We start from the raw sequence: 26,908 nt of genomic DNA on the forward strand, positions 1-26,908 counted from the left end.
ATGTCAACCATTCCCATTGACGCCAAGGCAAGGGACAATAGGTATACAAAAGCCCTTCCAAGGAGCCCTTGATGTCCGTTCCAACCACGATGTTCCGCCTCACTGGTCGCGACTACCCGCCGGCCAAGCTGAGCCACGCCAGCCTGATCATCATCGATGCGCAAAAGGAGTACCTCAGTGGTCCCCTGGCGCTGTCGGGCATGGACGAGGCTGTGGCCAACATCGCCCGGTTGCTCGACGCTGCGCGCAAGAGCGGCCGTCCGATCATCCACGTACGCCACCTGGGCACTGTCGGTGGCCGCTTCGACCCGCAAGGCAGCGGCGGCCAGTTCATCCCGGGGCTTGAGCCGCATGACGGCGAAATCGTCATCGAAAAGCGCATGCCCAACGCCTTCAAGAACACCAAGCTGCACGACACCCTGCAGGCGCTGGGCCACCTGGACCTGATCGTCTGCGGTTTCATGAGCCACTCCAGCGTCAGCACCACCGTGCGCCGCGCCAAGGACTATGGTTATCGTTGCACCCTGGTGGAGGACGCCTCGGCGACCCGCGACCTGGCGTTCAAGGACGGGGTCATCCCGGCCGCACAGATTCACCAGTGTGAAATGGCCGTGATGGCCGACAACTTCGCCTGTGTCGCCCCAACCGCCAGCCTGATCTGATTCCAAGGCCAGTGACTACCGCCCGGCAGCCGGGCGGAACCCAAAGGGCGAGCACAGGTCGAATTCCGGATATCCACAGAGGAAATCGGAATGAAGCTCAAAGGCAGTTTCGACGCCAAACGCCTGCGCACGCGCGAACCGCGCAACTGGGGCGCACGCCTGGCTGCCGGCCTGTCGGCCCTGCTGGCAACGCTGGGTGTGCTGCTGGCCATGGCCGGTATCGCCGGCCTGCTGGGCAATTACCCGGCCCTGGCCGAACTCAACGCCAACAAACCACTGGCCAGCATCCTCACCGGGGCTGGCTTGCTGCTGCTGTGGTTGGGCGTGCGCTTCTGGCGGCGCAGCCGTATTCGCCTGCGCCGTGGGCGGGAGTTGAACCTGTCGCCGCATTTGATGAAAAAACACGACTGAGGACTGAGTTTTTCTACTGATGCCGCCGGCCTCTTCGCGGGGCAAGCCCAGCGCTAACCCTGTGGGCGCGGGCTTGCCCCGCGAAGAGGCCCGCACAGGCTAGCCATGGCTGCACAGCCGGCCACAGTCGCGTAAACTACGCCGCCCACGTGGAGGCATCATGCAAGACGACGACTTTTCCCTGTTCCATGCCGAAGTGCGTGGCGTCAAACCGATCAAGCACGACCGTGCCGAGGTCGGCAAACCCAAGGCCGATCGCAAGCAGCTGGCCGGCCTGCGGCAGGCGGCGACCGTGCGCAGCGACAAGGCACTGGTGATCGACGGCATGTCCGACCAGTTCGTCATCGACGTCGGCGCCGAAGACGAGCTGATGTGGCGCCGTGACGGCGTGCAGGAAGGCCAGCTGCGCAAACTCAAGCTCGGCCAGATCGCTTTCGAGGGCAGCCTCGACCTGCACGGCATGACCGTCGAGAAAGCCCGAGAGACACTCTGGGACTTCATCGCCGAGGCCACCAAGCTGGAAGTCCGCTGTGTGCGCGTCACCCATGGCAAGGCTGCACGCCTGGACGGCAAGCGCCCGATGATCAAGAGTCACGTCAACACCTGGCTGCGCCAGCACCCGCAGGTGCTCGGTTTCGCCTCGTGCAACGCGCGCCATGGCGGTACCGGCGCGGTCTATGTGATGCTCAAACGAACCATGCTTGAAGGACGCGACGAGTAACGCCGCGCTTGCAGCGCCGCCCTTGCCGCCGTACCCTTCGTTTTTGCGATTTTTCCCACAGGTAGATACATGTCCCTGGAACAGAACTACACCGAGATTCTCAGCCAGATCGGCGAGGACGTCTCCCGTGAGGGCCTGCTCGACACGCCCAAGCGGGCTGCAAAGGCCATGAAGTACCTTTGCCGCGGTTATGAGCAGACGCTGGAAGAAGTCACCAACGGCGCGCTGTTCACCTCCGACAACAGCGAGATGGTACTGGTCCGGGACATCGAGCTGTACTCGATGTGCGAGCACCACATGCTGCCCTTCATCGGCAAGGCTCACGTTGCCTACCTGCCCAAGGGCAAGGTCCTGGGCCTGTCGAAGGTGGCGCGTATCGTCGACATGTACGCCCGTCGCCTGCAGATTCAGGAAAACCTCAGCCGTCAGATCGCCGAAGCCGTCGAGCAAGTGACCGGCGCTGCTGGCGTGGCCGTGGTCATCGAAGCCAAGCACATGTGCATGATGATGCGCGGTGTCGAGAAGCAGAACTCGAGCATGATCACGTCGGTGATGCTGGGCGAGTTCCGCGAAAACGCCGCCACCCGCAGCGAGTTCCTCAGCCTGATCAAGTGATCGGCTGAAGACCCCGAGCCGACCCTGCGGGGTCGGCTTTTTCTTTTCAGGAGTTGCCCATGATCGTCAAAGCCCTGCGGGTCGGCCTCGGCCAGCTCATCGTGTTCGGCGACTGGATCAGCCGCCCGGCCAAGCGCAAGCGCGATGCCGCCGCCCAGGCGCGCGTCGAGCAAGCGGCCAGTGGCCTTGCGCTGTACCAGTTCCATGCCTGCCCGTTCTGCGTCAAGACCCGCCGCACCCTGCACCGTCTGAACGTGCCGGTGGCGCTGCGTGACGCCAAAAACGACCCCGTGCATCGCCAGGCACTGCTCGAAGGCGGTGGCCGGGTGAAAGTGCCGTGCCTGCGCATCGAAGAAGACGGCAAGGTGAGCTGGATGTACGAGTCCAAGGCCATCATTGCCTACCTGGACAAGCGCTTCGCCTCGGCCTGAGGTGGACGGCACAGGCTTCGCCTGTGTTCGCGGGGCAAGCCCGCTCCCACAGGAATGACACTTCACGCTGTGGGAGCGGGCTTGCCCCGCGAAAGGGCCGGTACAGGCTACAGATGTACCAGGTTCAACCCACCATCGGCACATGCCGCGGATGGCTGGCCACGCGCTCCAGCCAGGCCCTGACCGCCGGGTAATCCGCCAGGTCGAACCCACCCTGCTGCGCCACATGGGTGTAGGCATACAGCGCCACATCGGCAATCGAATACTGCTCGCCGACCAGATACGGCGTCATCTGCAACTGCCGCTCCATCACCCTCAGCGCCTTGTACCCGCCTTTGTGCAGCTTGCGGTATTCCTCCAGCCGATCATCCGGCAGCCCGAGGTAGAACTGGATGAATCGCGCCACGGCGATGTACGGCTCATGGCTGTACTGCTCGAAGAACTGCCACTGCAGCACCTGCGTGCGCAAGCGCGGCTCGCTGGGCAGGAACTCGCTGCCGTCGGCAAGGAAGTTGAGAATGGCGTTGGACTCCCACAGGTACGTGCCGTCTTCCAACTCCAGCACCGGCACCTTGCCATTGGGGTTCATCGCCAAAAACTCAGGCGTCTCGGTCTCCCCCTTGAGAATATCCACCGGGTGCCACTCATACGGTCGGCCCAGCAGGCTCAACATCAGCTTGACCTTGTAGCAGTTGCCCGACTGGTAATCGCCATAGACCTTGTACATCGCCCTCCCCCCATGCAGTTGTGCATTCGTGCCCAATAGTTGGTGACTGTACGGCTAAAAGCAATGGCCGCTGTATGGCAAAGATCAACCTTGCTCGCGTTAGTCTGAAAAAACTGCTTACACCTTTACAAGGATTTTGTTCATGACCGATGCCACTTCCGCACGCCTGCGGCCCCTGGCAGACAGCTCCCCGTCGGCGGTAGTCGCCGGCTTCATCGCCATGCTCACCGGCTATACCAGTTCGCTGGTGCTGATGTTTCAGGCCGGCCAGGCGGCCGGGCTGACCACCGCGCAGATCTCATCATGGATCTGGGCGCTGTCGATCGGCATGGCAGTGTGCAGCATTGGCCTTTCGCTGCGCTACCGCACGCCGATCACCGTGGCCTGGTCGACGCCGGGCGCCGCACTGCTGATCACCAGCCTCGGCGGTGTCAGCTATGGCGAAGCCATTGGCGCTTACATCACCTGCGCGGTGCTGGTGCTTATCTGCGGCCTGACCGGCAGCTTCGAGCGCCTGGTCAAGCGCATTCCAGCATCGCTGGCCTCGGCGCTGCTGGCAGGCATCCTGTTCAAGATCGGCAGCGAGATCTTCGTCGCCGCCCAGCACCGCACCTTGCTGGTGCTGGGCATGTTCTTCAGCTACCTGCTAGTCAAGCGCCTGTCGCCGCGCTACTGCGTGCTGGCGGCGTTGCTGGTCGGCACGGCGCTGTCCGGCGCCCTTGGCCTGCTGGACTTCAGCGGCTTCCACCTGGAAGTGGCTACACCTGTGTGGACCACGCCAAGCTTCTCGCTGGCGGCGACCATCAGCATCGGTATTCCGCTGTTCGTGGTGGCGATGACCTCGCAAAACATGCCCGGCGTGGCGGTACTGCGTGCCGATGGCTACCAGGTACCGGCCTCACCGCTGATTTCGGCGACCGGGTTTGCCTCATTGCTGCTGGCACCGTTTGGCTCGCACGGGGTCAACCTGGCGGCGATCAGCGCGGCGATCTGCACCGGGCCACATGCCCATGAAGACCCAAGCAAACGCTACACCGCAGCGGTGTGGTGCGGGATTTTCTATGGCATTGCCGGGGTATTCGGGGCGACCTTGGCGGCGTTGTTTGCTGCGCTGCCAAAAGAGCTGGTGCTGTCGATTGCGGCCTTGGCGCTGTTCGGTTCGATCATGAATGGGCTGACGGTGGCGATGAGCGAGGCGCGTGAGCGGGAGGCAGCGTTGATCACCTTCATGGTGACGGCTTCTGGGTTGACGCTATTCTCGATCGGGTCGGCGTTCTGGGGGATTGTGGCGGGGGTTTTGACCTTGATGATCCTCAATCCACGCAAGGGCTGAGTTTTTATAGCCTGTACCGGCCTCTTCGCGGGCAAGCCCGCTCCCACAGGTTCCTCGTTACCCTCAGGCTTAGTGATACCCCTGTGGAAGCGGGCTTGCCCGCGAAGAGGCCGGTGTAGGCAATACAAGGCTCAGAGCCTGAAATGCCCCACCATCCCCTTCAGGTCCGTCCCCAACTGCGCCAGCTCGACACTCGACCTGGCATTGTCCTGCATCGCCAACGCCGCCTGATCGGCACTGCCGCGGATCTGCGTGACGCTGCGGCTGATCTCTTCGGCCACCGAGCTCTGCTGCTCGGCCGCGGCGGCAATCTGCTGGTTCATCTGCTGAATCAATGAAACCGCCACGGCGATGCTGCCCAACGCACTTTCGGTCTGCAAGGCATCAGCCACCGCCAGGCGCACCAGCTCCGTGCTGCCACGGATCTGCGCCACCGACTGCTGGGCATTGCCGCGCAGGCTGGCGACCAGCGTCTCGATCTGTTCGGTCGATTGCCGGGTACGCCGCGCCAGCGCCCGCACCTCATCGGCCACCACGGCAAAACCACGCCCCTGCTCGCCGGCACGGGCCGCCTCGATCGCGGCGTTGAGCGCCAACAGGTTGGTCTGCTCGGCAACGCTCTTGATCACTTCGAGCACATCGCCAATGGTGTGGATCTCGGCACTGAGGCTGTCGATACCGGCACTGGCCGTCTCCGCAGCCACCGCCAACTGCTCGATACGCTGCATGCTCTGACGTACCACCAACTGCCCGGACTCGACCTTGTCGTCGGCAGACTGAGCCGCCTGCGCGGCCTCCTCGGCATTGCGCGCCACATCGTGCACGGTGGCCGTCATCTGCTGCATGGCGGTCGCTACCTGTTCGGTTTCGTCCTTCTGGCTGCCGACCTCGCGATTGGTCTGCTCGGTCACCGCCGACAATGCCTGAGCGCTACCCGCCAGTTGCTCGATGCCCTGCTGCAGGCCGCTGACGATGCCCGACAGGCCGGCCGCCATTTGCTGCATGGCCTGCATCAACTGCCCGACCTCATCGCGACGCGGTGCTTCTGCCTCCAGGCTCAACTCCCCTGCTGCAATGCGCTGGGCGCGGGCGATGACGCGCTTGAGCGGGCCCACCACCGCGCGGGTGATCAGCCACGCAGCCAGCACACCCACCAACAGCGCCAACCCCGTGGCCAGGGCAATGGCCAGGGCATTGCGCGACAGCTCACCCTGCAAGGCCTGCTCCTGGCCAAGGTAGGCCTGGTCGACGCGACCGGTGACCTGCTCGGCCCGCGCCTGCAACTGGGCCTTGAGCCCTTGTTCCTTGGCCAGCAGGTCGGTGTATTCGTTGAGCTTGTCGGAGAAACTGCCGATGTGCCCGGCCACTTCACCCAGCACACTCTGGTAGCCGGCATCGCTGACGGCGCCCTTGAGCTGTTCGACCAGGCTCGCGGCTTCGACCGTCTGGGCGATGCGCGTCTGGCCGACGTCTTGCTCACCCTTGCGGCTCTTGTCCAGGCGCACACGTGCTTCGTCCATCGCCTGCAGCATTAACCGCGACACCTGCGACACCTGCGCGGCCTGCTCAAGAAACTCGCCGCCCTGCTGGCCTTGGGATTGTTTGAGGGTATAGGTGCCATCATCGGCCAACCCCGCCTGCAGTACATCAAGGTTATTGGCAACGCTGGACACCGACCAACTGGCCATGTCCAGCGCAAGCTCCTTGGCCTGCACCGCCTCGACAAAGGCCTCGAACGCCTGGCCGTAGGCGCTCAACTCGGCCTGGGCCGCCGCCAGCGCCGGCAAACCACGGGCGCGTTCGGCCAACCCCTGCAAACCGCTGCGCAAGGCTTCGGCCTGCTTGATATCGGAACTCACGGCAAAGGTTTGTTCGTGCTGGCGCAACCTGAGCAGGTCAGTATTGAACTGGGCCAGCTGGCGCAAGCCGTCAAAGCGTTGGCCGACACTGTGCAGCGCGGCGATGCCAATGGCCGCAACGGCCAGGGTCAGCAACAGCACCAAGGCAAAGCCCAGGCCGAGTTTGCGGGCCATGCCCAGGTTGGCCAGAACACCGTGCTTGGTCGCGCCCATCGCCGATTCCCCTTCACCTTGTCAGGTTTTGCCGAAGGCCAAGCGTGGCAACGATGCCAGTCCGCTCACAAGGGCCTGACGCCAGAATAGTGTCAAATAGCTATGAGCGTGTCGCTATCAGCGTGCTGAAGGTCGCCCTGCGTGTTTCAGGAAGGCCTGAGCGCGAGAATCCTGCCCATACGCGACATTGATGCGCAGCCAGTCGCTGGCGGCGCCCTGGTAATCGAAGGCACTGCCGGGGGTGAGCAGCACTGCATGCTCCAGGGCCAACTGTTCGAGGCTGGCAACGTCACGCCCCGGCACCCGCGCCCAGACGAACATGCCGCCATAGGGTTCACAGAACACCTCCCAGCCTGCCTGCTCCAGCTGCCCGAGCAGCTTGGCCATGTGCTGGCCAAGGCGTACGCGCAGGCGTTGCACGGTTTTGCGGTAGCTGCCGTTGGCCAGCATCTGCCCCACCACCCGCTCGGCGAACCGCGACGTGCCGATGCCACTGACCATCTTCAGCTCGGCCAGCCGCGCCAGCAGCGCCGGGTCGGCGACCAGGTAACCCACCCGCAACGAACTGCTCAGGGTCTTGGAGAAGCTGGCCATGTAGATCACCCGCTGCTCGCTGTCGAGGGTGGCCAAGCGCGTTGCCGGGCCCTCCTGGAAGTCGGCGTAGATATCGTCTTCGACGATGCGCAGGTCGTGCTCGCGGGCCAGCTCCAGCAGGCGGTAGGCAACCTTGGGGGTAAGGCTGGTGCCCGTCGGGTTGTGGTACAGGCTGTTGATGAACAGGCAGCGCGGTCGGTGTTCGGCAAGCAGCCGCTCAAGGGTGGCCAGGTCCGGGCCTTCGGCCAGGCGCGGCACGGGCAGCATGCGCACCTGGTGCTGACGCAGCAGGTTGTACAAGTTGTAGTAACCGGGGTTTTCCACCAGCACCGTATCGCCCGGGCGCAGCAGGGTGCGGACCAACAAGTCGAGGCCATGGCTGGCACCCTGGGTGGTGAGAATGCGCTCGGGGCCGGCGGCGATGTCCAGGCGCGCCAGGCGCTTGTGCAACTGCTGACGCAGGCTGGCCAAGCCAAGGGGTGGGCAGTAGTCGAACAGGTCTTGCGGGTTGCCGCGGCTGACCTGGCGTATTGCCTGGGCCAGCTCGGTAGCCGCACGCCAGGTAGTGGGCAACCAGCCGCAACCAAGCTTGAGCAGTTCGTCATGGCCTTCGCGAAATTGCCGCCAGTTGCCATCACCGGCCTCGCCCCAGGGCAGACCATCATCTGCCTCACCCCCCGCTTTGCGCTCAGCGACGAAGAAGCCGGTGCCGTGACGCGCCTCCAGCCAGCCGCTGGCGACCAGCCGATCATAAGCCTCGATTACACAGGACGCGCTGACCGCCTGGCTGCGCGCCAACGCACGGATCGACGGCAGACGGGCACCGGGGCGCAGGCGTTGGTGGTCGATCCAGGCTTGCAGGTGGTCGGTGAGTTGCTGCACCAGGGGGGTGCTGCTGGTGCGGTCTAGAGGGAAGTGCATGGGGAGTGTTCGCTGATTTTGAGCGAACAGTTAAGCATAAATGGGAAAGCGGTGTGTCTGGTTGCGCGGAGTGATTGGAATCAATGATGGCAGTGCCGGCCTCTTCGCGGGCAAGCCCACTCCCACAAATGCCCCACTCGCTGTCTCAGACCTAGTGATATTTCTCTGTGGGAGCAGGCTTGCCCGCGAAGAGGCCGGCACTGACATCTAAAAACCCAGGATCCTACCCATGCCCCGCGCCCCCACCCGACTGGCCTTCGCCCTGTGCCTGATCACCCTCGCGGTCAACCTCCAGGCCCCGCTCTACATCACCTACGCCGACCTCTCCGGCCAAGGGGCCGCCGCCACTGCGGTGGCCTTCTCCGGCTACGTCCTGGGCGCACTGCCCGTACTCCTGGCCCTGGGCGGGCTGGCTGACCGAGTCGGGCGCCGCCCGCTGATCGTCGCCGCGCTGTTGCTGTCGATGATCGCCACCGTGCTCATGCTACTGGCCCCCAACCTGCAAACCCTCGGCCTGGCACGCCTGTTCCTGGGCCTGGGCACCGGCCTTGCCTCGGCCACGGCCACCGCTTACATGGGCGAGCTGATGGGCAGCGACGGCAGCGCCCGCGCCGCCAACTGGGTCACCGCCAGCACCTCGCTGGGCTTTGGCCTGGGCGCGGCACTCACCAGCCTGTTCCTGCTGCGCGGCCCAAGCCTGACCCCTGGCAGCTTCCACCTGCACCTGCTGCTGGCCACCGCTGCACTGGTGCTGGTCTGGCGCTTGCCCGACCCTCGCCCGGCACAGCGAAGCGCCATGCTGCGGCTGCCTTGCTACCCGCGCGGCAGCGTTGCGTATGGCCTGGCCATCTTGCTGGCCTGGGCCTGCGTCGGCCTGGTCATCGCACTGCTGCCGGGGATCCTGCGCCAGCATGGCTTGAGCGCCTGGTCGGGGTTCTCGACCTTCTGCGTGATCAGCTGCGGTGTGTTGTTCCAGCCGATGGCACGTCGCCTGTCGAGCCTCAAAGCCACGCTGCTGGGGCTGGCGATTCTGCCGTGCAGCTACGCGGTGCTGGCCTGGGGCGCCGATAGCGGGCAGCTGGGTGCGGTACTGCTGGGCGCCGTGGCGGCCAGCAGTGCGTGTTATGGGTTTATCTACCTGGGCGGCCTGGCGGCGGTGAACCAACTGGCCGGCAGCGAGAAGACCCGGGCCAGTGCCGGGTTCTTCCTGTTGGCGTACCTGGGGTTCAGCTTGCCGGTGATTTTTACCGGCTTGCTGAGCGACCGACTGGGGTCGCGGATGGCCTTGCTGGTGTTTGGTGGGGGCTTGCTGCTGGGGTGTGCGCTGGTTGGCCTGGCACTGGCGGTGTCTGCGCGTGCCGCCTCGCCGGCGCTCGGGCCGATCAGATAGCCGTCGCCCCACCGTCCACTGTCAGGCTGTGCCCCGTGGTGAAGGCCGCGCCATCACTGCACAGGTACAACACCGCACTGGCAATTTCCTCGACCTTGCCGATGCGCCCCACCGGGTGCATCGCCGCCGCGAACTCCGCTTTGCGCGGGTCGGCTTCGTAGGCACGGCGGAACATGTCGGTATCGATCACGGCCGGGCATACCGCGTTAACCCGGATGCCTTTCTTGGCATACTCGATGGCTGCCGACTTGGTCAGGCCGATCACGGCATGCTTTGAGGCACTGTAGATGCTCATCTTCGGCGCCGCCCCCAGCCCCGCCACCGACGCGGTATTGACGATCGCCCCACCGCCCTGGGCCAGCAGCAACGGCAGCTGGTACTTCATGCACAGCCACACACCTTTGACGTTGACGCCCATGATGGCGTCGAACTGAGCCTCGCTGCCCTCGGCCAAGCGGCCCTGCTCAATCTCGATGCCGGCATTGTTGTAGGCGTAGTCCAGCCGGCCATAGGCGGCAACGATCCGCTCATGCAGCTGGCGCACCTCAGCCTCCCGGGTCACGTCGCAGGCGATGAACATGGCCTCGCCGCCTGCATCGTGGATCAACGCCACTGTGGCCTCGCCGCCGACCGGGTCGAGGTCGGCGACCACCACCTTCAAGCCTTCACGGGCAAAGGCCAGCGCCGTCGCCCGGCCAATACCTGCAGCACCGCCGGTGACCAGGGCGACCTGGCCGGAAAAGGTCATGCTCATTGTTTGCTCCTGAACAAGGAAGGTCGTGGACATCGCAGCCAAGCATAGTCAGCCAGCTGACCGGCTGGGCAGCATCATCAGGCCAACGGTTGGTCTACCATGCTTACCAGTGATGTTATGCACCTGGCTGCATCAGCAAGGTAAATTGAACACAGCCCACCCTCAACTGCCCACAAGGACCCGCCATGACCCAGACCAATCGCCGCTTCCTGCTCGCCAAACGCCCGGTCGGCGCCGTGCGCCGTGACGACTTCAGCTTCGAGCGAGTACCTGCCGAACAGCCCGTCGACGGCCAGATCCTGGTGCGCAACCTGTACCTGTCCCTCGACCCTGCCATGCGCGGCTGGATGAACGAGGGCAAGTCCTACATTCCTCCGGTGGCCCTCGGCCAGGTGATGCGCGCCCTCGGCGTCGGCGAAGTGGTGGCCTCGAACCACCCCGACTTCAAGCCTGGCGACCACGTCAGCGGTGCCCTCGGCGTACAGGACTACTTCACCGGCGAGCCCCAGGGCCTGCACAAGATAGACCCTAACCTCGCGCCCCTGCCCCGCTACCTCTCGGCCCTAGGCATGACCGGCATGACCGCCTACTTCGCCCTGCTCGAAGTCGGCCAGCCCAAAGCTGGTGACACCGTGGTCATTTCCGGCGCCGCCGGGGCGGTGGGCAGCATCGTCGGGCAGATCGCCAAACTCAAAGGCTGCCGCGTAGTCGGCATCGCCGGCGGCGCCGAAAAATGCCACTACCTCAAGGACGAACTCGGCTTCGACGGCGTCATCGACTACAAGGCCGAGGACGTGCTGGCCGGCCTCAAGCGCGAATGCCCCAAAGGGGTGGACGTGTACTTCGACAACGTCGGTGGCGACATCCTTGATGCCGTGCTCACCCGCATCAACCTCAGGGCCCGTATCGTCATCTGCGGCGCAATCAGCCAGTACAACAACAAAGAAGCCGTGAAAGGCCCGGCCAATTACCTGGCGCTACTGGTGAACCGTGCGCGCATGGAAGGCTTTGTGGTATTCGACCACGCCAAGGACTATGGCAAGGCCGCGCAGGAGATCGCCGGCTGGCTGGCCAGCGGCCAGGTGAAGAGTAAGGAAGATGTGGTGGAAGGGTTGGAAACCTTCCCAGAGACGCTGCTCAAGCTGTTCAGCGGGGAGAATTTTGGCAAGCTGGTATTGAAGGTCTGAAGCTGCAGGGTCACGGGGGCCCCGTTGCTTCGCGTGACCCTTGTACCGCTAGCGCCCTGCGACTTGGCGCTTGCAACTTCGCCTAACCAGCCTACATTCAGACGTTCATCAGAACCCATTGCGCAAGGTAGCCATAAGGTGGGCAATCAATGCAACAGCGCTTGAATGCTGGACTGGATTTTTGCAGGATCGCAGCGTGCTTCATGGTGGTAGTGCTGCACATCGCTTCGGCCGGGGCAACGCAACTGGATGACAACTGGATGTCCTCCAATATCTACAACTCCATGGTCAGGTCATGCGTTCCGCTGTTCCTGATGTTATCGGGCGCCTTGCTACTGCACCGGACGGAAAGCGCCCTGGCGTTCTACCAGAAACGCTTTGTGCGGATACTGCCGCCTCTTCTGTTCTGGTCGGTGTTCTATGTGCTCTGGAGGGCCTCGATGGGTGCAGGCCCCGGGGGTTTAGCCCAGGCTGTCGTGGCGATCCTACAAGGCCCGGTCTACTACCACCTCTGGTATTTGTACGCGATCATTGGCATTTACCTGTTCATGCCATTCATGGCCAAGGTCTACCAGCATTCAGGCCAGCAGGAAAAGCTCGCCTTCCTGGGGATCTGGTTGGTGGTCAGCTGCATTCTCCCTACCGCCGCACAATTCAACCCATCGCTCGCCAACTTTACCCACACTTACGAGCTGTTTTCATTTGTGGGGTTTGCCGGCTACACATTCCTGGGGGCCTATGTATTCGAGCGCATTCGCGAGAACGGCGCTACCCACAGAGCGCGGGACCTTGTCGGTTTTCTTGTGACCGGCGCCCTGACGGCGCTCGCTACGCATTACCTGTCGGTACAGCAAAACGCGCCCAGCCAAATTTTCTATTCCTACGTCTCGCCGCTGGTGGTCCTCGCCTCAATTTATGGCTTTCGGCTGCTGATTTCCTTCGGAGGGCTGCTCACACGGCACAGCAAGCTGCTGGCAGAGCTTTCGGGCTGCACGCTCGGGCTCTATTGCTTGCACGTCTTCGTCATGAACCGATCAAGTATTGTCTACGGCCCTTTGATCGAAGGCCACGGTATGTCGTGGTTGATTCCGCTGCTTTCGGTGGCGGTGTTCTTGTTGACGCTCCTTCCGATCTATCTCATCAGGATGATCAAACCCGTACGCGCGGTCATTTGACGGGTTTGGCCGCGCCGCGCACTAAAAAGTAAAAGGCCAGCACGGGTGCTGGCCTTTTACTTTTCAGTGTCCCGCCTCAACGGCGAGCGGACCGGTTAACCACGAATCTGCGCAACCACTGCGGCCAATGCCTTGGCCGGGTCTGCCGCCTGGCTGATTGGGCGCCCGATCACCAGGTAATCCGAGCCTGCATCCAGCGCCTGGCGCGGGGTCAGAATCCGGCGCTGGTCATCCTGGGCGCTACCGGCAGGGCGAATGCCTGGGGTCACCAGCTGCAGCGAAGGGTGCGCAGCCTTCAGCGCCGGTGCTTCCAGCGCCGAGCACACCAAGCCATCCATCCCGGCTTTCTCGGCCAGCGCCGCCAGGCGCAGCACTTGCTCCTGCGGTTCGACATCCAGGCCGATACCGGCCAGGTCTTCACGCTCCATGCTGGTCAGCACGGTCACACCAATCAGCAATGGCTGGGGGCCGCTGCGCTTGGCCAGCTCTTCACGGCAGGCCGACATCATGCGCAGCCCCCCGGAGCAGTGCACGTTGACCATCCACACGCCCATCTCGGCGGCGGCCTTGACCGCCATTGCCGTGGTGTTGGGGATATCGTGGAATTTGAGGTCGAGGAACACTTCGAAGCCCTTGGCACACAGGGTCTCGACGATGCCCGAGGCACTGCTGGTGAACAATTCCTTGCCAACCTTTACCCGGCACAGCGCAGGGTCGAGCTGGTCAGCCAGCTTCAGGGCGGCCTCACGGGTTGGGAAGTCGAGGGCGACGATCAGGGGCGTCTGGCAGGCGGACATGGTCAGGGTCTCTTGGCAAGTCGAAAACGGCGCGCATTGTAAACGAAGTGGCGCAGGCTTTGGGGGCCGCGGGTCACGGAATTGGCCCCGCAGTGCGTGGCTCCTATAATTGAACCAAAGGATCCGGCAATTGCTCAAAATCTGTACAAGTGCCGCCCACTGACGATCGAAGGAGAACGACAATGCCCTGGTATGCCTGGCTGATACTCATTTTAGCCCTCGGCTCGATTGTCGGCGGGTTGATGCTGCTACGTGATACAGCGAAAAAACTGCCGCTGACCGAGGAGGAGCTGCGCAAGGTGCATGAGCGCAATGCCGAGGCGGATGCCAAGGATGCGCAGGACCGCTAGCCTCTGGTACTGGCTTGCCCCGCGATGAGGCAGGGCAAGCCCCCTCCCCTTACTCCACCATCACCTTGTCCCGGTTGCGCTCCAACAAGGCGCTGCCAATGCCCCTTATCTCCAGCAGCTCATCCACCGAAGCAAACGGCCCATTGGCCTCCCGATAGGCAACGATGGCTTCAGCCTTGGTCTTGCCAATCCCGTTGAGCTCTTTTTGCAGGGTCACGGCATCGGCCTTGTTCAGGTCCAGCCGCGACGGCTGGGCTGTCATCTGACTGACCACCGGCACCGGGTCCTGCACCGCAGTGGTACTTGCCGGGGCGGCGCTGAGGGTGAAGGACAGGCTGGCGAACAGCGGTATCAGCAGGTAGGACAGAACAGTATTACGCATCATGAATATTCCTTGGGTTGGTTTAGCCAAACAGCCGCTTTCCTGTGGCTGCGCAATCAACCCTAGCGGTTCGCCTGTTATCGCAACAGGCACTCCCCCTGGCGAATCGTTACCGAATCGAACAGCAAGCAAGGCAACTTCACGCCCCCAAAAATAATGGCGCAATGCCACATTTTGAGCTAACTTCATGAACTAACTGAGGAAGCCGATAGCCTTATAGGTGAATTCCCGTTTAACCTACGTTTCATTCAGACCAAACGCTGTTGCTTTTCCTACAAGCCTTGCCGTATGTGGTCCCCATCCGCTCGTCGCATACCCTCGCTCGATTGACTTTATTGGCACGATGCCTGAATAACATCAAACAATCGTTTTTGTTGATTGCTCTGGCAAAGATCGGATCCAATAATTCGATATCAATAAGCCAATTCGCAAATTCAGGGGAAAAAAACGTGCCAGACGGGATGCCATTCTGATGACTAAGTGATAAATTTGCGGCAATTGGACAACCGCTGTGCTTGAAGGATCCGAGCAAAATGAAATTTTTTTCACACCTTCCACTGGAACCGCTCGTTTCCTCGTACGCGGCGCCAGCCAGGCCAACCCCCCCGGCCGAATTGCATAACCCCTGAGTTTCACAGCCTTAGCCCAGTAACAACCGCCTTCACTCAACACAAAGAAGACCGTCGCCGTGTCCCTCAAGACCCTCATCGTATTTGGCACCCGCCCAGAGGCCATTAAAATGGCACCTCTGGCCCTCAACCTTGCCCAGGACGACCGTTTCGAGTCGCGCGTTTGCGTCACTGGCCAGCATCGCCAGATGCTCGACCAGGTACTGGAACTGTTCGAGATCACTCCCGACTACGACCTGAACATCATGAAGCCAGGCCAGGACCTGACTGACGTGACCACGGCCATCCTGCAGGGGCTCAAGCCCGTGCTGGCCGAGTTCAAGCCGGACGTGGTGCTAGTTCACGGCGACACCGCAACCACCCTGGCGACCAGCCTTGCGGCCTACTACCAGCAGATTCCAATCGCCCACGTCGAAGCCGGCCTGCGCACCAACAACCTGTATTCGCCATGGCCTGAAGAAGGCAACCGTCGCCTGACCGGCACGCTGGCAGCGCTGCACTTCGCGCCGACCTCGACCTCGCGTGACAACCTGCTCAAGGAAGGCACCGACGCCGCGACCATTTACACCACCGGCAACACCGTGATCGATGCGCTGCTGGAAGTGGTCCGCAAGCTGGAAAGCCCAGCGCTCAAGAGCCACTTCGAAAAACAGTTCGAATTCCTCGACGCCAGCCGCCGCATGGTGCTGGTGACCGGCCACCGCCGCGAAAACTTTGGCGATGGCTTCGAACGCATCTGCCAGGCGCTGGTGCAGACCGCTCGCCAGTTCCCGGATGTGGACGTGGTGTACCCGGTCCACCTCAACCCCAACGTGCGCGAGCCGGTCAACCGCCTGCTGGCCGGGGTCGACAATATTCACCTGATCGAGCCACTGGACTACCTGCCGTTCGTCTACCTGATGAGCCGCTCGTACCTGATCCTCACCGACTCCGGTGGCATCCAGGAAGAAGCCCCTGCCCTGGGCAAGCCGGTACTGGTCATGCGTGACACCACCGAGCGCCCGGAAGCGGTCGCGGCGGGCACCGTCAAGCTGGTTGGCACCGACGTCGACTCGATCAAAGAACACCTGGTGCAGCTGCTCACCGATGAAGCGACCTATCGCGAGATGAGCGTTGCCCACAACCCCTACGGCGACGGAAAAGCGTGCGCGCGAATCCTTGACGCCCTTTCCGTATTCTCTAACTCCAAGGACGCAGCATGAGCTTCAACAAGATTTCTGTCGTAGGTCTGGGCTATATCGGCCTGCCAACTGCCGCCGTTTTCGCCGCCCGCAAGAAGCATGTCATCGGCATCGACGTCAACCAGCACGCGGTCGACACCATCAACCGCGGTGAAATCCACATCGTCGAGCCTGAGCTGGACATGGTTGTTCACGCCGCCGTGACCGAAGGGTTCCTGCGTGCCTCCACCGTGCCGGAAGCCGCCGATGCCTTCCTGATCGCCGTACCGACGCCGTTCATGGACGACCACCAGCCGGACCTGAGCTACATCGAGTCCGCGAGCAAAGCCATCGCCCCAGTACTGAAACAGGGCGACCTGGTCATTCTGGAATCGACCTCCCCGGTCGGCGCCACCGAGCAGATGGCCTTCTGGCTGGCCCAGGCTCGCCCAGACCTGAGCTTCCCGCAGACCCACGGCGAAGAGTCCGACATTCGCATCGCCCACTGCCCTGAGCGCGTACTGCCAGGCCACGTGCTGCGTGAGCTGGTCGAGAACGACCGCATCATCGGCGGCATGACCAAAAAGTGCTCGGATGCTGCCGTACGCCTGTACCGCACCTTCGTCGAGGGCGAGTGCATCGTCACCAACGCCCGCACCGCCGAGATGTGCAAGCTGACCGAAAACAGCTTCCGTGACGTGAACATCGCGTTCGCCAACGAACTGTCGATCATCTGCGACAAGCTGGACATCGACGTCTGGGAACTGATCCGCCTGGCCAACCACCACCCTCGCGTCAACATCCTGCAGCCGGGCCCAGGCGTAGGCGGCCACTGCATCGCCGTCGATCCATGGTTCATCGTCAGCCAGACTCCAGAGCAGGCGCGTTTGATCCGCACCGCCCGTGTGGTCAACGACAGCAAGCCTGAGTGGGTGATCGACAAGGTCAAGATGGCCCTGGCCAACTTCCTGATCAAGAACCCAGGTAAAACGGCCCAGCAAGTCAAAATCGCTTGCTACGGCCTGGCCTTCAAAGCCGACATCGACGACCTGCGCGAAAGCCCGGCCCTGAGCATTGCCGAGCGCCTGGGCAACGAACTGGAAGCCACCCTGCACCTGGTCGAGCCGAACATCGAAGCCCTGCCGCAGCGCCTGGCGCACCACGAGCACGTGGACTTCGACTTCGCCCAGGACAGCGCCGACATTCACGTACTGCTGGTTAAGCACCGCGAATTCCGCGGCACCTTCACCGTCCGTGATGCTGCCTTCGTGATCGACGCCGCTGGCGTTACCCAGGGTTGATGGAACACTCCGCATGAACAACACCACGCTTGAGAAACCTACCGTGAACAATGAGCTGCCGTCACCTTTGGCCGATATTCATGACCGTGTGATGGAAGCCTACTACGGCAAGCTGGGTGATCAGTTCATGCGGGAAACCCAAGCCCGCATCCACTGGATCTGCGCCCAGGTAAAAGGGCGTCGGATCCTGGATGTCGGCTGCTCGCAGGGTATCGTGCCCCTGCTGCTGGCACGTGAAGGCTGCCAGGTCACCGGTGTGGACACCAGCCCGCAGGCCATTGAAGAGGCCAAGGGTTACCTGTCGACCGAGCCGGCCCACATCCAGCAAAACGTCACGTATATCAATTCTGACTTCCTCGCGCTGGACACGCTCGAGGTCGAACCCGACACCGTCGTCATCAGCGAAGTACTCGAACACCTGGTGCGCCCGGAGCTGTTCGTCGAAAAGGCCAACCAACTGCTCAAGCAGGGTGGCCGCCTGGTGATTACCGTGCCGTTCGGGGTCAATGACTTCATTGACCACAAGCACACGTTCTACCTGATGGAACCCTTCCGGCTGCTGGCCGAGCACTTGCAGATCATCGAGATCAAGATGCTCGGCAAGTGGCTGGGGATTGTCGCAGTCAAAAGCGAAACGCATAAACCCGGCATCGTCGACTCGCTGACGGTTGAGCGCGTGCGTGAGCTGGAAAAGGCGTTTGAGTCCATCGAGCGCACCCTGCGCGAGAACATTGGCGCGATCAGCAAACGCCTGGAAGAAGCGAACAAGAAGTATCGCGGCGCTACCGAGCAGATCGCCCAACTCAAGCCTGAGGCCCAGCGGGCCGAGGCGCTGTCCAAGCAGTTGCAGACCCGCGATGCGGACATTGCAACCCTGCAGAAGTCCAACCGTGAAATCCTCGACGCCAAGACCCAGCGGGCCCAGGAGCTTGAGGAAATCAAACAACGGTTGGAAGACGCCAACAAGAAGTATCGCGTGGCGACCGAGCAGCTTGCCCTGCTCAAACCCGAAGCGCTGAAAGCCGAAGCCCTCTCTCGCCAGCTCCAGGATCGTGAAGCGGATATCGCCTCGCTTGAACAGTCGAGCCGGGAGTCGCTTGAAGCCAGCGTTCGCAATATTCAGGCGCTCAGCGAAGAGCTCGACGCCTTCAAGGCGCAACTGACCGAGGCAAACCAGAAGTGCCTAACGGCTGCCGAGCAGTACACGCTGCTGGAACAGCAGTTCGCGGCGCTCGAAGAGGCCCAAGTACAGAGCCTTGCAGACGCCGAGCAACGCTTTGACGCGCTGCTGAGCCAACATGAAGAAGCGCGAAAGCAATTGAGTGAAGCCAGCGACGAACTCGCTGCGCTGGCTCAAAGCAACAGCGACCTGCAAGACAACCTGACTAGCTCCGCCGACCTGCAACGCGCCCTGGAAGAGCAACTGCAGAGCACCCAGGCTCAATTGCAAGAGGCGCAGCACAATACTGACGCGCAGAACGGGCACATCAACCAGCTCAGCGCGGAACTCAGCCAGCGGGAATCTGCGCTGGAATCGCTGCAGCAATTGCATCAATCCATCGAGGAGCAATTGCAAGCAACGTCCCAGCAGCGAACTGCCGCCGAAGAGCGGGCAGCGAACAAGGCTGCAAGGCTCGAAACCCTGAGGGCGGAGCATGATGCGCTCGCCGCACAGCTGCAACAGATGTCTGAACTGCGCACTGAGGACCGGCGCGAAAACGTGACCTTGGGCGATAGCCTCGCCGCGCTTCGCGAGCAGCACAGTGAACTGGAAAACCAGTTCCGCTCGGTTGCCGAACAACTGGCCGAGGTACAGCAGGTCAATGAGGGCCACGTCGCCACCATCACCGGCTTGCGTGCCCACCAGACAGCACTGGAAGCCGAGTTGGAGAATCAGCGGCAGCAGTCGTCTGATCTACTGGCGCAGGCGCAGCAAACCAATGTTGAGCATATAGACACCATTACCGCCCTGCGTGCTCATCAAGCGGCAGTGCATGCCAAGCTTGAAGACCAGGCTGAAGCCATGAGCGAATACCAAGCTCAGGCTCAGGACAAAGAAGCGGCCCATCTCGACACCATCGCAGCCTTGCAGTCGGGCCAAGCCGACCTGCACACCCAGCTGCAACAGGCTGCCGAGCTGCAAGCGCAGGCCGACCAGGCCAACGCTGCCCACCTCGACACCATCACAGCCTTGCAATCGGGCCATGCCGATCTGCACACCCAGCTGCAACAGGCTGCCGAGCTGCAGGCGCTGGCCGACCAGGCCAATGCTGCACACCTCGACACCATCGCGGCCTTGCAGTCGGACCACACCGACCTGCACACCCAGCTGCAACAGGCTGCCGAGCAGCAGGCTCTGGCCGACCAGGCCAATGCTGCACACCTCGACACCATCGCGGCCTTGCAGTCGGGCCACACCGACCTGCACACCCAGCTGCAACAGGCTGCCGAGCTGCAAGCGCAGGCCGACCAGGCTAACGCTGCCCACCTCGACACCATCGCAGCCTTGCAATTGGGCCATGCCGATCTGCACACCCAGCTGCAACAGGCTGCCGAGCTGCAAGTGCAGGCCGACCAGGCTAACGCTGCCCACCTCGACACCATCGCAGCCTTGCAATCGGGCCATGCCGATCTGCACACCCAGCTGCAACAGGCTGCCGAGCTGCAGGCGCTGGCCGACCAGGCCAATGCTGCACACCTCGACACCATCGCGGCCTTGCAGTCGGACCACACCGACCTGCACACCCAGCTGCAACAGGCTGCCGAGCAGCAGGCTCTGGCCGACCAGGCCAATGCTGCACACCTCGACACCATCGCGGCCTTGCAGTCGGGCCACACCGACCTGCACACCCAGCTGCAACAGGCTGCCGAGCTGCAAGCGCAGGCCGACCAGGCTAACGCTGCCCACCTCGATACCATCGCAGCCTTGCAATCGGGCCATGCCGATCTGCACACCCAGCTGCACCTGGCTGCCGAGCTGCAGGACCAGGCTGACCGGGCCAATGCTGCGCACTTGGACACCATTGCAGCGTTGCATTCGAGCCATGCCGAACTGGAAAGCCAGTTGTTAGAGGCCGCCGAACTGCAAGAACAAACCCATCTGGCCAACACAGCTCACGTTGAAGACATCGCCACTCTGCGTGCACACCAGGCAGCCCTGGAAACCGAGCTGGAAAACCAGATTCAGGCAATGACCCGTTTGCAAACCCAAAGCGATCAGGATATTGCCGAGAAGGACGACACGATCACCACGCTGCGCATGCGCCAAGCGGAACTGGAAGCCGAACTTGAAAGCGAGTTGGAGTATATGAACGAATTGCTGGCCCAAACCCAACGGGCCGACGCCGCTCAGGCTGAAACCATCGCTCTGTTGAAAGCCCGTCAAGCTGAACTGGAAACAGAGCTGGCCGATCAGCGCCAGACCATGAACGAACTGCAGGCTCAGAGCCAGCAGGCCAATGCCATTCAAGCGAACACGATTAGTGCCTTGCAAAACCGCCAGACTGAGCTGGAAGTTCAGTTGCAGGTAATGAACGATGTTCAGGCACAGAGCCAGCGCGAGCATGCCGCTCAGGTCAACTCCATCAATGCTTTGGTTGAACAACGCGCCGTGTTGGAAGACCGGTTGCAAGCACTGAACCAGGCCAACACCCAGTCGGAAGCAGCCCGGGCCTCGCTGACGGAGACCATTGCGTCCCTGAACCAGGCCAAGACCATGCTTGAGGAGCAGCTCCAGCTGGAGAGCGTCAGCCGCCAGGCGGCCGAGGCCAGCCTCGCCGCTACCAACGAGGAATGGCAAGGTCTGCGCCTGCAACTGGAAGCCGAACTCAATTCGTCCAAGGCAGGCCTTGGCGCAGCAAACATGAAGTACCGCGCCCTCACCGGCGAGCAGATTCCGCAGTTGAAGGCCAGCCTCAATCAGCTGCTGGAGCGTAGCACCGTTCAGCAACGCAAGATCGACGAGCTCAACGAAAACCTGGACCGGGCAAACACCCAGCGCCACCTGGCTGAACAGCGTCTGGTCAAGACGCGTTCCAGCATGACCTATCAGCTCGGCTACCAGATCAAGAACAGCGCCAGCTCCCTGGGCGGCCTGGTCAAGCTGCCGGTGCGCCTGCTGCGGCTTTACCGCAAGGCCAACCAGCAACGCCAGCAAAATGAGCAAAAACTGCTGGCCAACGAACCGCTCAAGGCACTGCTGCCGCCACCACCTGCCGTGCAGGACGAAAACTACCTCAAGCTGCCAGCGGCCCTGCCTACTAGCGAACAAAGCCGCACCACCCTGCTGCGCCAGGTCGACCAGCCCGTCAGCCGCCTGAAAGTGGCGTGCGTGATGGACGAGTTCACCTTCGGCTCGTATCGCTATGAATGCGACCTGATGCCGCTCACCCCGGCCAACTGGAAAGCCGAAATCGAAGGCTTCGGCCCCGAGTTGCTGTTCATCGAGTCTGCCTGGCGCGGCAAGGATGACCTGTGGGGTAGCAAGGTCGGCCACAACGGCCAGGAGCTGCAGGACATTATTGCCTGGTGCCGCCAGAACAAAGTGCCGACTGTCTTCTGGAACAAGGAAGACCCGGTCCACTTCGAGACCTTCCTGACGACGGTCAAGCAGTTCGATCACGTGTTCACCACCGATATCGACTGCATCCACCGCTACAAGGGCGCACTGGGTCATGACCGCGTCTATCTGCTGCCGTTCGCTTGCCAGCCTGCGCTGCATAACCCGATCGAGCTGTACGAGCGCAAGGACGCCTTCTGCTTCGCCGGCGCCTACTACGCCCGTTACCCGGAGCGTACCCGCGACCTGGGCAACTTCGTCACCGAGCTGCCCAAGTTCCGCCCACTGGAAATCTTCGACCGTAACTTCGGCAAGAACGATGTCAACTACCAGTTCCCCGAGGAATACCAGCCGTACATCGTCGGCACCCTGCCCTTCGAGAAAATCGACACGGCTTACAAAGGTTACCGCTACGCGATCAACCTGAACTCGATCAAGCAGTCGCAATCGATGTTTGCCCGCCGCGTCTTCGAGCTGCTCGGCTGCAACACCCTGACCGTGAGCAACTTCTCACGCGGTGTGCGCCTGCTGTTCGGCGACCTGGTTGTCACCACCGACAATGGCGAAGAGATGCTGCGTCGCCTGCAGTTGCTGGCAGAAGACCCGCTCAACAGCGACAAGCTGCGGCTGGCCGCCCTGCGTAAAGTGATGCAGGAGCACACCTATACCCAGCGTCTGGAATACGTGATGAGCAAGGTCACCGGCACCTCGAAGGCCCAGCGCCTGCCGGAGATCGTGGTTGTCTGCGAAGCCCAAAATCGCCAGCAGTTCGACATGCTGCGTGCCCACCTGAACCGCCAGACCTATAGCCAAGTGCGCATGGTCATCATCAGCGATGCCTACCAGAGCAGCATCGTGACTGACGACCCACGTATCCTGGTGCTCAAGCCTGCCCAACTGAAGAAGACGTCTCTCGGTGAGCTGGTCGGCAATACCCCTTGGGTTGCCGCCTTCGTACCTGGCGACTACTACGGCCCCAACTACCTGCTCGACCTGGCGCTGGCAACCCGCTACAGCCGCGCCCAAGTGATCGGTAAAGCGGCCCACTTCACCTGCAAAGGCCAAACTGCCGAACTGCTGTCGAACGAACAGGCCTACCGCCCGACGCCGTCGCTGAGCGCCCGCCGTTCGCTGGTTGCGACCGAGATCGTCGCCGCCCAACCCCTGCGCAGCTGGCTGAAGAACCTGCCATCGATGCAGTACACCCACGCTCAAGGCCTGGCCATCGATCCGTTCAACTACTGCGAGAACGGCGCGGCACAACACGAGAGCATCAGCACCAAGGTCAACGACCTCGAACTGAACATGGGCATGACCATCGATCAGTTGCAAGCCCGTGCACAATCGATCGCGCCGCTGCAAATCAGCCACGACGCGCCTGAAATCACTGGCCGCGGCTTGGCCGACATGTTTGGCGTCATTCGCAACAAGTTCGTTGACCTGCTGGTCGACGGCGACAACTGGCGCGTGCATTCCAAGCTCGCCGACGGCAAGCACGAATACATCTACGCCCAACAGGAAGTCCGCGTCGACGAAATGGGTTGCGAAGATGGCCGCCTCAAGCTGTTCCTCGACTGCACGCCCGGCTTGAATCTGCAGTTGGTCGTGCTGTTCCTGGATGCTGACAAACAGCGCATCAGCCACGTCATGCAGTATGCGAACCGCAACCAGACCGCCGATGTTCCGCCAGAAGCTGTGTTCGTGCGTTTTGGCCTGCGCGCCTACTCTGCGGGCAGCACAGACCTGAAGGCACTGGTGCTGGGGCATCGTAACCTGCAGCCCTCGGAAATGATGGGCCGCGGCGAGCACCTGCTGCTGACCAACCACTACCCGTCTTACTCCGACCTGTATCGCAACAAGTTCGTACACACCCGGGTTACGGCCTACCAGGAACACGGCATCGATGTAGACGTGTTCCGTCTGCGGCCCAACGAAACGGTGAGCTACCACGAATTCCAGAACATCGATGTCGTCACGGGTTGCACGTCGACCTTGTCGAAAATGCTCGAGAAGAATCGCTACAAATCGATCCTTGTGCACTTCCTCGACGAGCAGATGTGGAATGTCCTGCGTCCGTTCCTGAACAGCACACGCATCACTGTCTGGGTACACGGCGCGGATATTCAGCCTTGGTGGCGTCGTGAGTTCAACTTCGTGACTGACGAACAGCTGCACCTGGGCAAGCTCGCCAGCGAAAAACGCATGACGTTCTGGCGCGGCCTGCTGCAACCGATGCACCCGAACCTCAAGCTGGTGTTCGTGTCTCGCTACTTCGCCGAAGAAGTGATGGAGGACCTTGGGTTCCGCCTGCCAGAAGGCCAGTACGAGATCATTCACAACCCGATCAACACCGAGTTGTTCGATCATCGGGAGAAATCGGCCGAGCAGCGCAAGAAAGTGCTCTCGATTCGCCCTTATGCCTCGAAGACCTACGCCAACGACCTGACCGTCAAGGCAATCCAGAGCCTGGCGACCAAGCCCTGGTTCAATGACATGGAGTTCTGCCTGATCGGTGACGGCCCTCTGTTTGAAGAAACCCTGGCTCCGCTGCGCAGCTACGCCAACGTGAAAATCCAACAGGGCTTCCTCAACCACACGGAAATCGCTCAAACCCATAAAGACTACGGGATTTTCCTGTGCCCGAGCCGCATGGACACCCAAGGCGTATCCCGCGATGAGGCCATGTCGTCAGGTCTGGTTCCTGTGACGACCGCTGTAGCGGCAGTCCCTGAGTTCGTCGACAACCAGTCTGGATACGTGGTCGAGCCAGAAAGCCACGAGCAACTGGCGAAAGCGATCGAGGACATGTACCACAATGGCAACACCTTCGTTGCGAAGTCCAACGCCGCAGCCAAGCGCGTTCGTGGGCAAAGCGCCAGCGACAAAATGGCGGAACGGGAAGTTGCTGTGATTCAGAATCACTGAAGACGATGATGAAACCCGCTTTGAAGCATTTCGTTTTTACCAACTTTGGTATCGGCATCAAGGATGAACTGTGGCTGACCTACAGACTGGAGATCTTTAGCAATACTGCTCTCCCGTCTTTGGTCAACCAGAGCAATCAGGGTTTCGAATGGATCATCTTCGTTGATAAGGCACTGCCGACCCTGCACCGAACGCGCCTGGAGACGCTGCTAAGTGGTTCTGGCCTGAATGCGCGAACGCTTCAGGTCAGCGACTACTCCATGGTCAGTCGCGAAATCCTGCGCCTCATCAAGGACGTTGACGAGGCGGTACTGGTAACGTCGCGCATCGATGATGATGACTGCATTCATGAGCAGGTCATCGAGCTGATTCAAACCGAGGCCACCTCTGAGCACAACATCTCGGAGGTGCTGCTGATATCGCTTAAAAACGGTATCGAATTTCTGCCTTCGGATGAGTGCCATCGCCCGGTCGAATACGACACGCTGGCAATTGCGCTGACGCTGGTCGACAAGACCGCAGGGCCCAAGTCACACGCCATTACCCAGTACGCCCACCACCTCGTCGTCTCAACGCTGGAACAGCATCGGATTTCAGCCGAGCACATCCATCTGACGAGAGCGGAACCGCTTTACCTGTATACCAAGCACCCGCTCAGCGACTCGTACTTCTTTGGCGCCCGCGCGCGGATACTCAGCGCCCCTGAATGCGTGAACGGGTTCGATCCCGAGCTGTTTGCACGGTTCGGCCTGCAGACTACCCAGCTTGAATACCTGACTCAGCTGCTGCGAGAGTCTCCGCTGGGCATGCCCCACAAGTACCTTGAGAAGCTGAGCACCGTTCGCCAGCAAATCAAGGCAGAGCAACAGAACGTATTTGGTGCCGACGAAACGGTATTGAACAACCTGTTGTCGCAAAAAGCCCGGCTTGAGGTCAAGGCATCGCGCCCGAACCCGGTGAAAGCCAACGCGGGGAAGATTCGCGTTGCCATTCTCGGCTCAAGCGCTTCGCACAATTTGTTCACGTTTCAAAGAGAAACCCTGGAACGCTTCGAGGTGTGTTTTTACATGTCTCAATCGTCGGTTATCGCTTACATGGCGCCGCCCTGCCTCGATGCTCGGTTCAAGGTCGAGACCGAAGACGCCGAGGCCAAGCGTATTCAATGGGATGCCTCTAAAGCACACTGGCAACAGCTTGAGCAATCGCGCCCCGACATCGTGATTGTCGATTTCCTTGACGAAAGCATCGGCATTGCAACATGTGGGACCTCCATCGTTTCGGCCAGCCCGCTCATGCTCAAAACCCTGGCGCGCTGTGGTATCGAGTACAAGCTGCAGGCCCCATGGAGTGAAGAGGCGAAACAATTGCGCGCCTGGGCGCTGCCCATGTTCCTTGAGCGCCTGGCCAGCCTGTGCCCGAACATTTTTGTGCACCAGGCTAACTGGGCGAACCAGTACAAAAGCAAGGAAACCGTTGCAAGCTTCGCCGGGAGCACCTTCGAGAGCTTGATCGACCTCAACAACGCAATCATCGACCCGATGCTGGAAGGCTTGGAGAACTCGACGATCCCCGTTGAGAGAATCGGCGGCAAGGACGCTGGCTTGATCGGGGGAGCGGCGCCTCGCTGGGCCTACTGCCCGTATCACTATGACAGCACGTACTACAGAACCATCGCCAAACAAGCCTTTGCCAAGATGGTGCAGTACGTCTCGAAAAACGAGCACAAATGGGCGTTTTGCCCCTACTACTACCACGGCACCTATTACAGAACCCTCGCCAAACAATTGTTGGCGCGGATCATCAATTGAAGTGA

20 protein-coding genes and 1 pseudogene are annotated in these 26,908 nt (G+C 61.6%); 14 read left to right on the plus strand and 7 right to left on the minus strand.

Annotation, left to right across the window (positions count from 1 at the left end):
• Nucleotides 1-71 precede the first annotated feature (71 nt).
• The 5 genes from OGV19_RS16910 to OGV19_RS16930 all read left to right on the plus strand — a co-directional run bounded on the left by OGV19_RS16910 (nt 72) and on the right by OGV19_RS16930 (nt 2,840).
• A complete protein-coding gene (locus OGV19_RS16910) occupies nt 72-662 on the plus strand; it encodes a cysteine hydrolase family protein (RefSeq protein ID WP_264309799.1) in 591 nt (196 codons plus the stop codon).
• A 90-nt stretch (nt 663-752) separates the two neighbouring features.
• A complete protein-coding gene (locus OGV19_RS16915; protein WP_264309800.1) occupies nt 753-1,073 on the plus strand; it encodes a hypothetical protein in 321 nt (106 codons plus the stop codon).
• Nucleotides 1,074-1,233: 160 nt separating this feature from the next.
• Complete coding sequence (locus tag OGV19_RS16920) at nt 1,234-1,794, plus strand: Smr/MutS family protein (RefSeq protein WP_264309801.1); 561 nt, start codon at nt 1,234-1,236, stop codon at nt 1,792-1,794.
• A 69-nt stretch (nt 1,795-1,863) separates the two neighbouring features.
• The gene (gene folE, locus OGV19_RS16925) at nt 1,864-2,409 is read left to right on the plus strand and encodes a GTP cyclohydrolase I FolE (RefSeq protein WP_264309802.1); all 546 of its coding nucleotides are present in this window, start codon (nt 1,864-1,866) and stop codon (nt 2,407-2,409) included.
• A gap of 59 nt (nt 2,410-2,468) precedes the next feature.
• Entirely contained in the window at nt 2,469-2,840 is a 372-nt protein-coding gene (locus OGV19_RS16930) for a glutaredoxin family protein (RefSeq protein WP_264309803.1), read from the plus strand.
• Between the two features lie 124 nt (nt 2,841-2,964).
• Here OGV19_RS16930 and OGV19_RS16935 read toward each other — a convergent pair whose 3' ends face one another.
• Nucleotides 2,965-3,567 (minus strand): glutathione S-transferase family protein, encoded by a 603-nt coding sequence (locus OGV19_RS16935; RefSeq protein WP_264309804.1) that lies wholly within the window; start codon nt 3,565-3,567, stop codon nt 2,965-2,967.
• A gap of 142 nt (nt 3,568-3,709) precedes the next feature.
• Here OGV19_RS16935 and OGV19_RS16940 point away from each other — a divergent pair, with 142 nt between their 5' ends.
• A complete protein-coding gene (locus tag OGV19_RS16940) occupies nt 3,710-4,900 on the plus strand; it encodes a benzoate/H(+) symporter BenE family transporter (RefSeq protein WP_264309805.1) in 1,191 nt (396 codons plus the stop codon).
• 131 nt (nt 4,901-5,031) lie between these two features.
• Here the strand turns inward: OGV19_RS16940 and OGV19_RS27870 are convergent, their stop codons facing one another.
• The 3 genes and pseudogenes from OGV19_RS27870 to OGV19_RS16950 all read right to left on the minus strand — a co-directional run bounded on the left by OGV19_RS27870 (nt 5,032) and on the right by OGV19_RS16950 (nt 8,487).
• Entirely contained in the window at nt 5,032-5,913 is an 882-nt protein-coding gene (locus OGV19_RS27870; RefSeq protein WP_413470140.1) for a methyl-accepting chemotaxis protein, read from the minus strand.
• 27 nt (nt 5,914-5,940) lie between these two features.
• Nucleotides 5,941-6,972: pseudogene (locus tag OGV19_RS27875) on the minus strand (methyl-accepting chemotaxis protein); the annotation flags it as partial.
• A gap of 117 nt (nt 6,973-7,089) precedes the next feature.
• The gene (locus tag OGV19_RS16950; protein ID WP_264309807.1) at nt 7,090-8,487 is read right to left on the minus strand and encodes an aminotransferase-like domain-containing protein; all 1,398 of its coding nucleotides are present in this window, start codon (nt 8,485-8,487) and stop codon (nt 7,090-7,092) included.
• Nucleotides 8,488-8,716: 229 nt separating this feature from the next.
• Here OGV19_RS16950 and OGV19_RS16955 point away from each other — a divergent pair, with 229 nt between their 5' ends.
• The gene (locus tag OGV19_RS16955; protein WP_264309808.1) at nt 8,717-9,877 is read left to right on the plus strand and encodes an MFS transporter; all 1,161 of its coding nucleotides are present in this window, start codon (nt 8,717-8,719) and stop codon (nt 9,875-9,877) included.
• Here the strand turns inward: OGV19_RS16955 and OGV19_RS16960 are convergent.
• The gene (locus tag OGV19_RS16960; protein WP_264309809.1) at nt 9,870-10,631 is read right to left on the minus strand and encodes an SDR family oxidoreductase; all 762 of its coding nucleotides are present in this window, start codon (nt 10,629-10,631) and stop codon (nt 9,870-9,872) included. The two genes, OGV19_RS16955 and OGV19_RS16960, sit on opposite strands and share 8 nt — an antisense overlap.
• A 185-nt stretch (nt 10,632-10,816) precedes the next feature.
• On the opposite strand from OGV19_RS16960, the gene OGV19_RS16965 reads away from it, so the two are divergent.
• A complete protein-coding gene (locus tag OGV19_RS16965; RefSeq protein WP_264309810.1) occupies nt 10,817-11,818 on the plus strand; it encodes an NADP-dependent oxidoreductase in 1,002 nt (333 codons plus the stop codon).
• 149 nt (nt 11,819-11,967) lie between these two features.
• The gene (locus OGV19_RS16970; RefSeq protein WP_264309811.1) at nt 11,968-12,993 is read left to right on the plus strand and encodes an acyltransferase; all 1,026 of its coding nucleotides are present in this window, start codon (nt 11,968-11,970) and stop codon (nt 12,991-12,993) included.
• 95 nt (nt 12,994-13,088) lie between these two features.
• Here OGV19_RS16970 and pyrF read toward each other — a convergent pair whose 3' ends face one another.
• On the minus strand, nt 13,089-13,790 hold the full coding sequence (gene pyrF / locus OGV19_RS16975; protein ID WP_264309812.1) for an orotidine-5'-phosphate decarboxylase: 702 nt from the start codon (nt 13,788-13,790) through the stop codon (nt 13,089-13,091).
• A gap of 182 nt (nt 13,791-13,972) precedes the next feature.
• Between pyrF and OGV19_RS16980 the strand changes: the two genes are divergently transcribed.
• Nucleotides 13,973-14,140, plus strand: coding sequence for a DUF2897 family protein (locus OGV19_RS16980; RefSeq protein ID WP_264309813.1), 168 nt, complete (start codon nt 13,973-13,975; stop codon nt 14,138-14,140).
• 49 nt (nt 14,141-14,189) lie between these two features.
• Here the strand turns inward: OGV19_RS16980 and OGV19_RS16985 are convergent, their stop codons facing one another.
• Nucleotides 14,190-14,522: a ComEA family DNA-binding protein gene (locus OGV19_RS16985; protein ID WP_264313959.1), complete on the minus strand. Its 333-nt coding sequence runs from the start codon at nt 14,520-14,522 to the stop codon at nt 14,190-14,192.
• 688 nt (nt 14,523-15,210) lie between these two features.
• On the opposite strand from OGV19_RS16985, the gene wecB reads away from it, so the two are divergent.
• The 4 genes from wecB to OGV19_RS17005 are packed head-to-tail and all read left to right on the plus strand — an operon-like array spanning nt 15,211 to nt 26,903.
• On the plus strand, nt 15,211-16,353 hold the full coding sequence (gene wecB, locus OGV19_RS16990; protein WP_264309814.1) for a non-hydrolyzing UDP-N-acetylglucosamine 2-epimerase: 1,143 nt from the start codon (nt 15,211-15,213) through the stop codon (nt 16,351-16,353).
• Nucleotides 16,350-17,612, plus strand: a complete 1,263-nt coding sequence (gene wecC, locus OGV19_RS16995) for a UDP-N-acetyl-D-mannosamine dehydrogenase (protein WP_264309815.1) — start codon at nt 16,350-16,352, stop codon at nt 17,610-17,612. Before wecB ends, wecC begins: the two co-directional genes overlap by 4 nt.
• A 13-nt stretch (nt 17,613-17,625) precedes the next feature.
• The gene (locus OGV19_RS17000) at nt 17,626-25,095 is read left to right on the plus strand and encodes a methyltransferase domain-containing protein (RefSeq protein ID WP_264309816.1); all 7,470 of its coding nucleotides are present in this window, start codon (nt 17,626-17,628) and stop codon (nt 25,093-25,095) included.
• A gap of 8 nt (nt 25,096-25,103) precedes the next feature.
• Nucleotides 25,104-26,903: a glycosyltransferase gene (locus OGV19_RS17005; protein ID WP_264309817.1), complete on the plus strand. Its 1,800-nt coding sequence runs from the start codon at nt 25,104-25,106 to the stop codon at nt 26,901-26,903.
• The last annotated feature ends 5 nt before the right edge of the window (nt 26,904-26,908 follow it).

Source organism: Pseudomonas putida (assembly GCF_025905425.1).
GTDB classification, from domain to species: Bacteria; Pseudomonadota; Gammaproteobacteria; order Pseudomonadales; family Pseudomonadaceae; genus Aquipseudomonas; species Aquipseudomonas putida_AF.

Bases quoted from the DNA above. Each gene is read 5' to 3' on its own strand.
- OGV19_RS16910 (WP_264309799.1), top strand. From the start codon at position 72: ATGTCCGTTCCAACCACGATGTTCCGCCTCACTGGTCGCGACTACCCG.
- OGV19_RS16915 (WP_264309800.1), top strand. From the start codon at position 753: ATGAAGCTCAAAGGCAGTTTCGACGCCAAACGCCTGCGCACGCGCGAA.
- OGV19_RS16920 (WP_264309801.1), top strand. From the start codon at position 1,234: ATGCAAGACGACGACTTTTCCCTGTTCCATGCCGAAGTGCGTGGCGTC.
- folE (WP_264309802.1), top strand. From the start codon at position 1,864: ATGTCCCTGGAACAGAACTACACCGAGATTCTCAGCCAGATCGGCGAG.
- OGV19_RS16930 (WP_264309803.1), top strand. From the start codon at position 2,469: ATGATCGTCAAAGCCCTGCGGGTCGGCCTCGGCCAGCTCATCGTGTTC.
- OGV19_RS16935 (WP_264309804.1), bottom strand. From the start codon at position 3,567: ATGTACAAGGTCTATGGCGATTACCAGTCGGGCAACTGCTACAAGGTC.
- OGV19_RS16940 (WP_264309805.1), top strand. From the start codon at position 3,710: ATGACCGATGCCACTTCCGCACGCCTGCGGCCCCTGGCAGACAGCTCC.
- OGV19_RS27870 (WP_413470140.1), bottom strand. From the start codon at position 5,913: ATGCAGGCCATGCAGCAAATGGCGGCCGGCCTGTCGGGCATCGTCAGC.
- OGV19_RS16950 (WP_264309807.1), bottom strand. From the start codon at position 8,487: ATGCACTTCCCTCTAGACCGCACCAGCAGCACCCCCCTGGTGCAGCAA.
- OGV19_RS16955 (WP_264309808.1), top strand. From the start codon at position 8,717: ATGCCCCGCGCCCCCACCCGACTGGCCTTCGCCCTGTGCCTGATCACC.
- OGV19_RS16960 (WP_264309809.1), bottom strand. From the start codon at position 10,631: ATGAGCATGACCTTTTCCGGCCAGGTCGCCCTGGTCACCGGCGGTGCT.
- OGV19_RS16965 (WP_264309810.1), top strand. From the start codon at position 10,817: ATGACCCAGACCAATCGCCGCTTCCTGCTCGCCAAACGCCCGGTCGGC.
- OGV19_RS16970 (WP_264309811.1), top strand. From the start codon at position 11,968: ATGCAACAGCGCTTGAATGCTGGACTGGATTTTTGCAGGATCGCAGCG.
- pyrF (WP_264309812.1), bottom strand. From the start codon at position 13,790: ATGTCCGCCTGCCAGACGCCCCTGATCGTCGCCCTCGACTTCCCAACC.
- OGV19_RS16980 (WP_264309813.1), top strand. From the start codon at position 13,973: ATGCCCTGGTATGCCTGGCTGATACTCATTTTAGCCCTCGGCTCGATT.
- OGV19_RS16985 (WP_264313959.1), bottom strand. From the start codon at position 14,522: ATGCGTAATACTGTTCTGTCCTACCTGCTGATACCGCTGTTCGCCAGC.
- wecC (WP_264309815.1), top strand. From the start codon at position 16,350: ATGAGCTTCAACAAGATTTCTGTCGTAGGTCTGGGCTATATCGGCCTG.
- OGV19_RS17000 (WP_264309816.1), top strand. From the start codon at position 17,626: ATGAACAACACCACGCTTGAGAAACCTACCGTGAACAATGAGCTGCCG.
- OGV19_RS17005 (WP_264309817.1), top strand. From the start codon at position 25,104: ATGAAACCCGCTTTGAAGCATTTCGTTTTTACCAACTTTGGTATCGGC.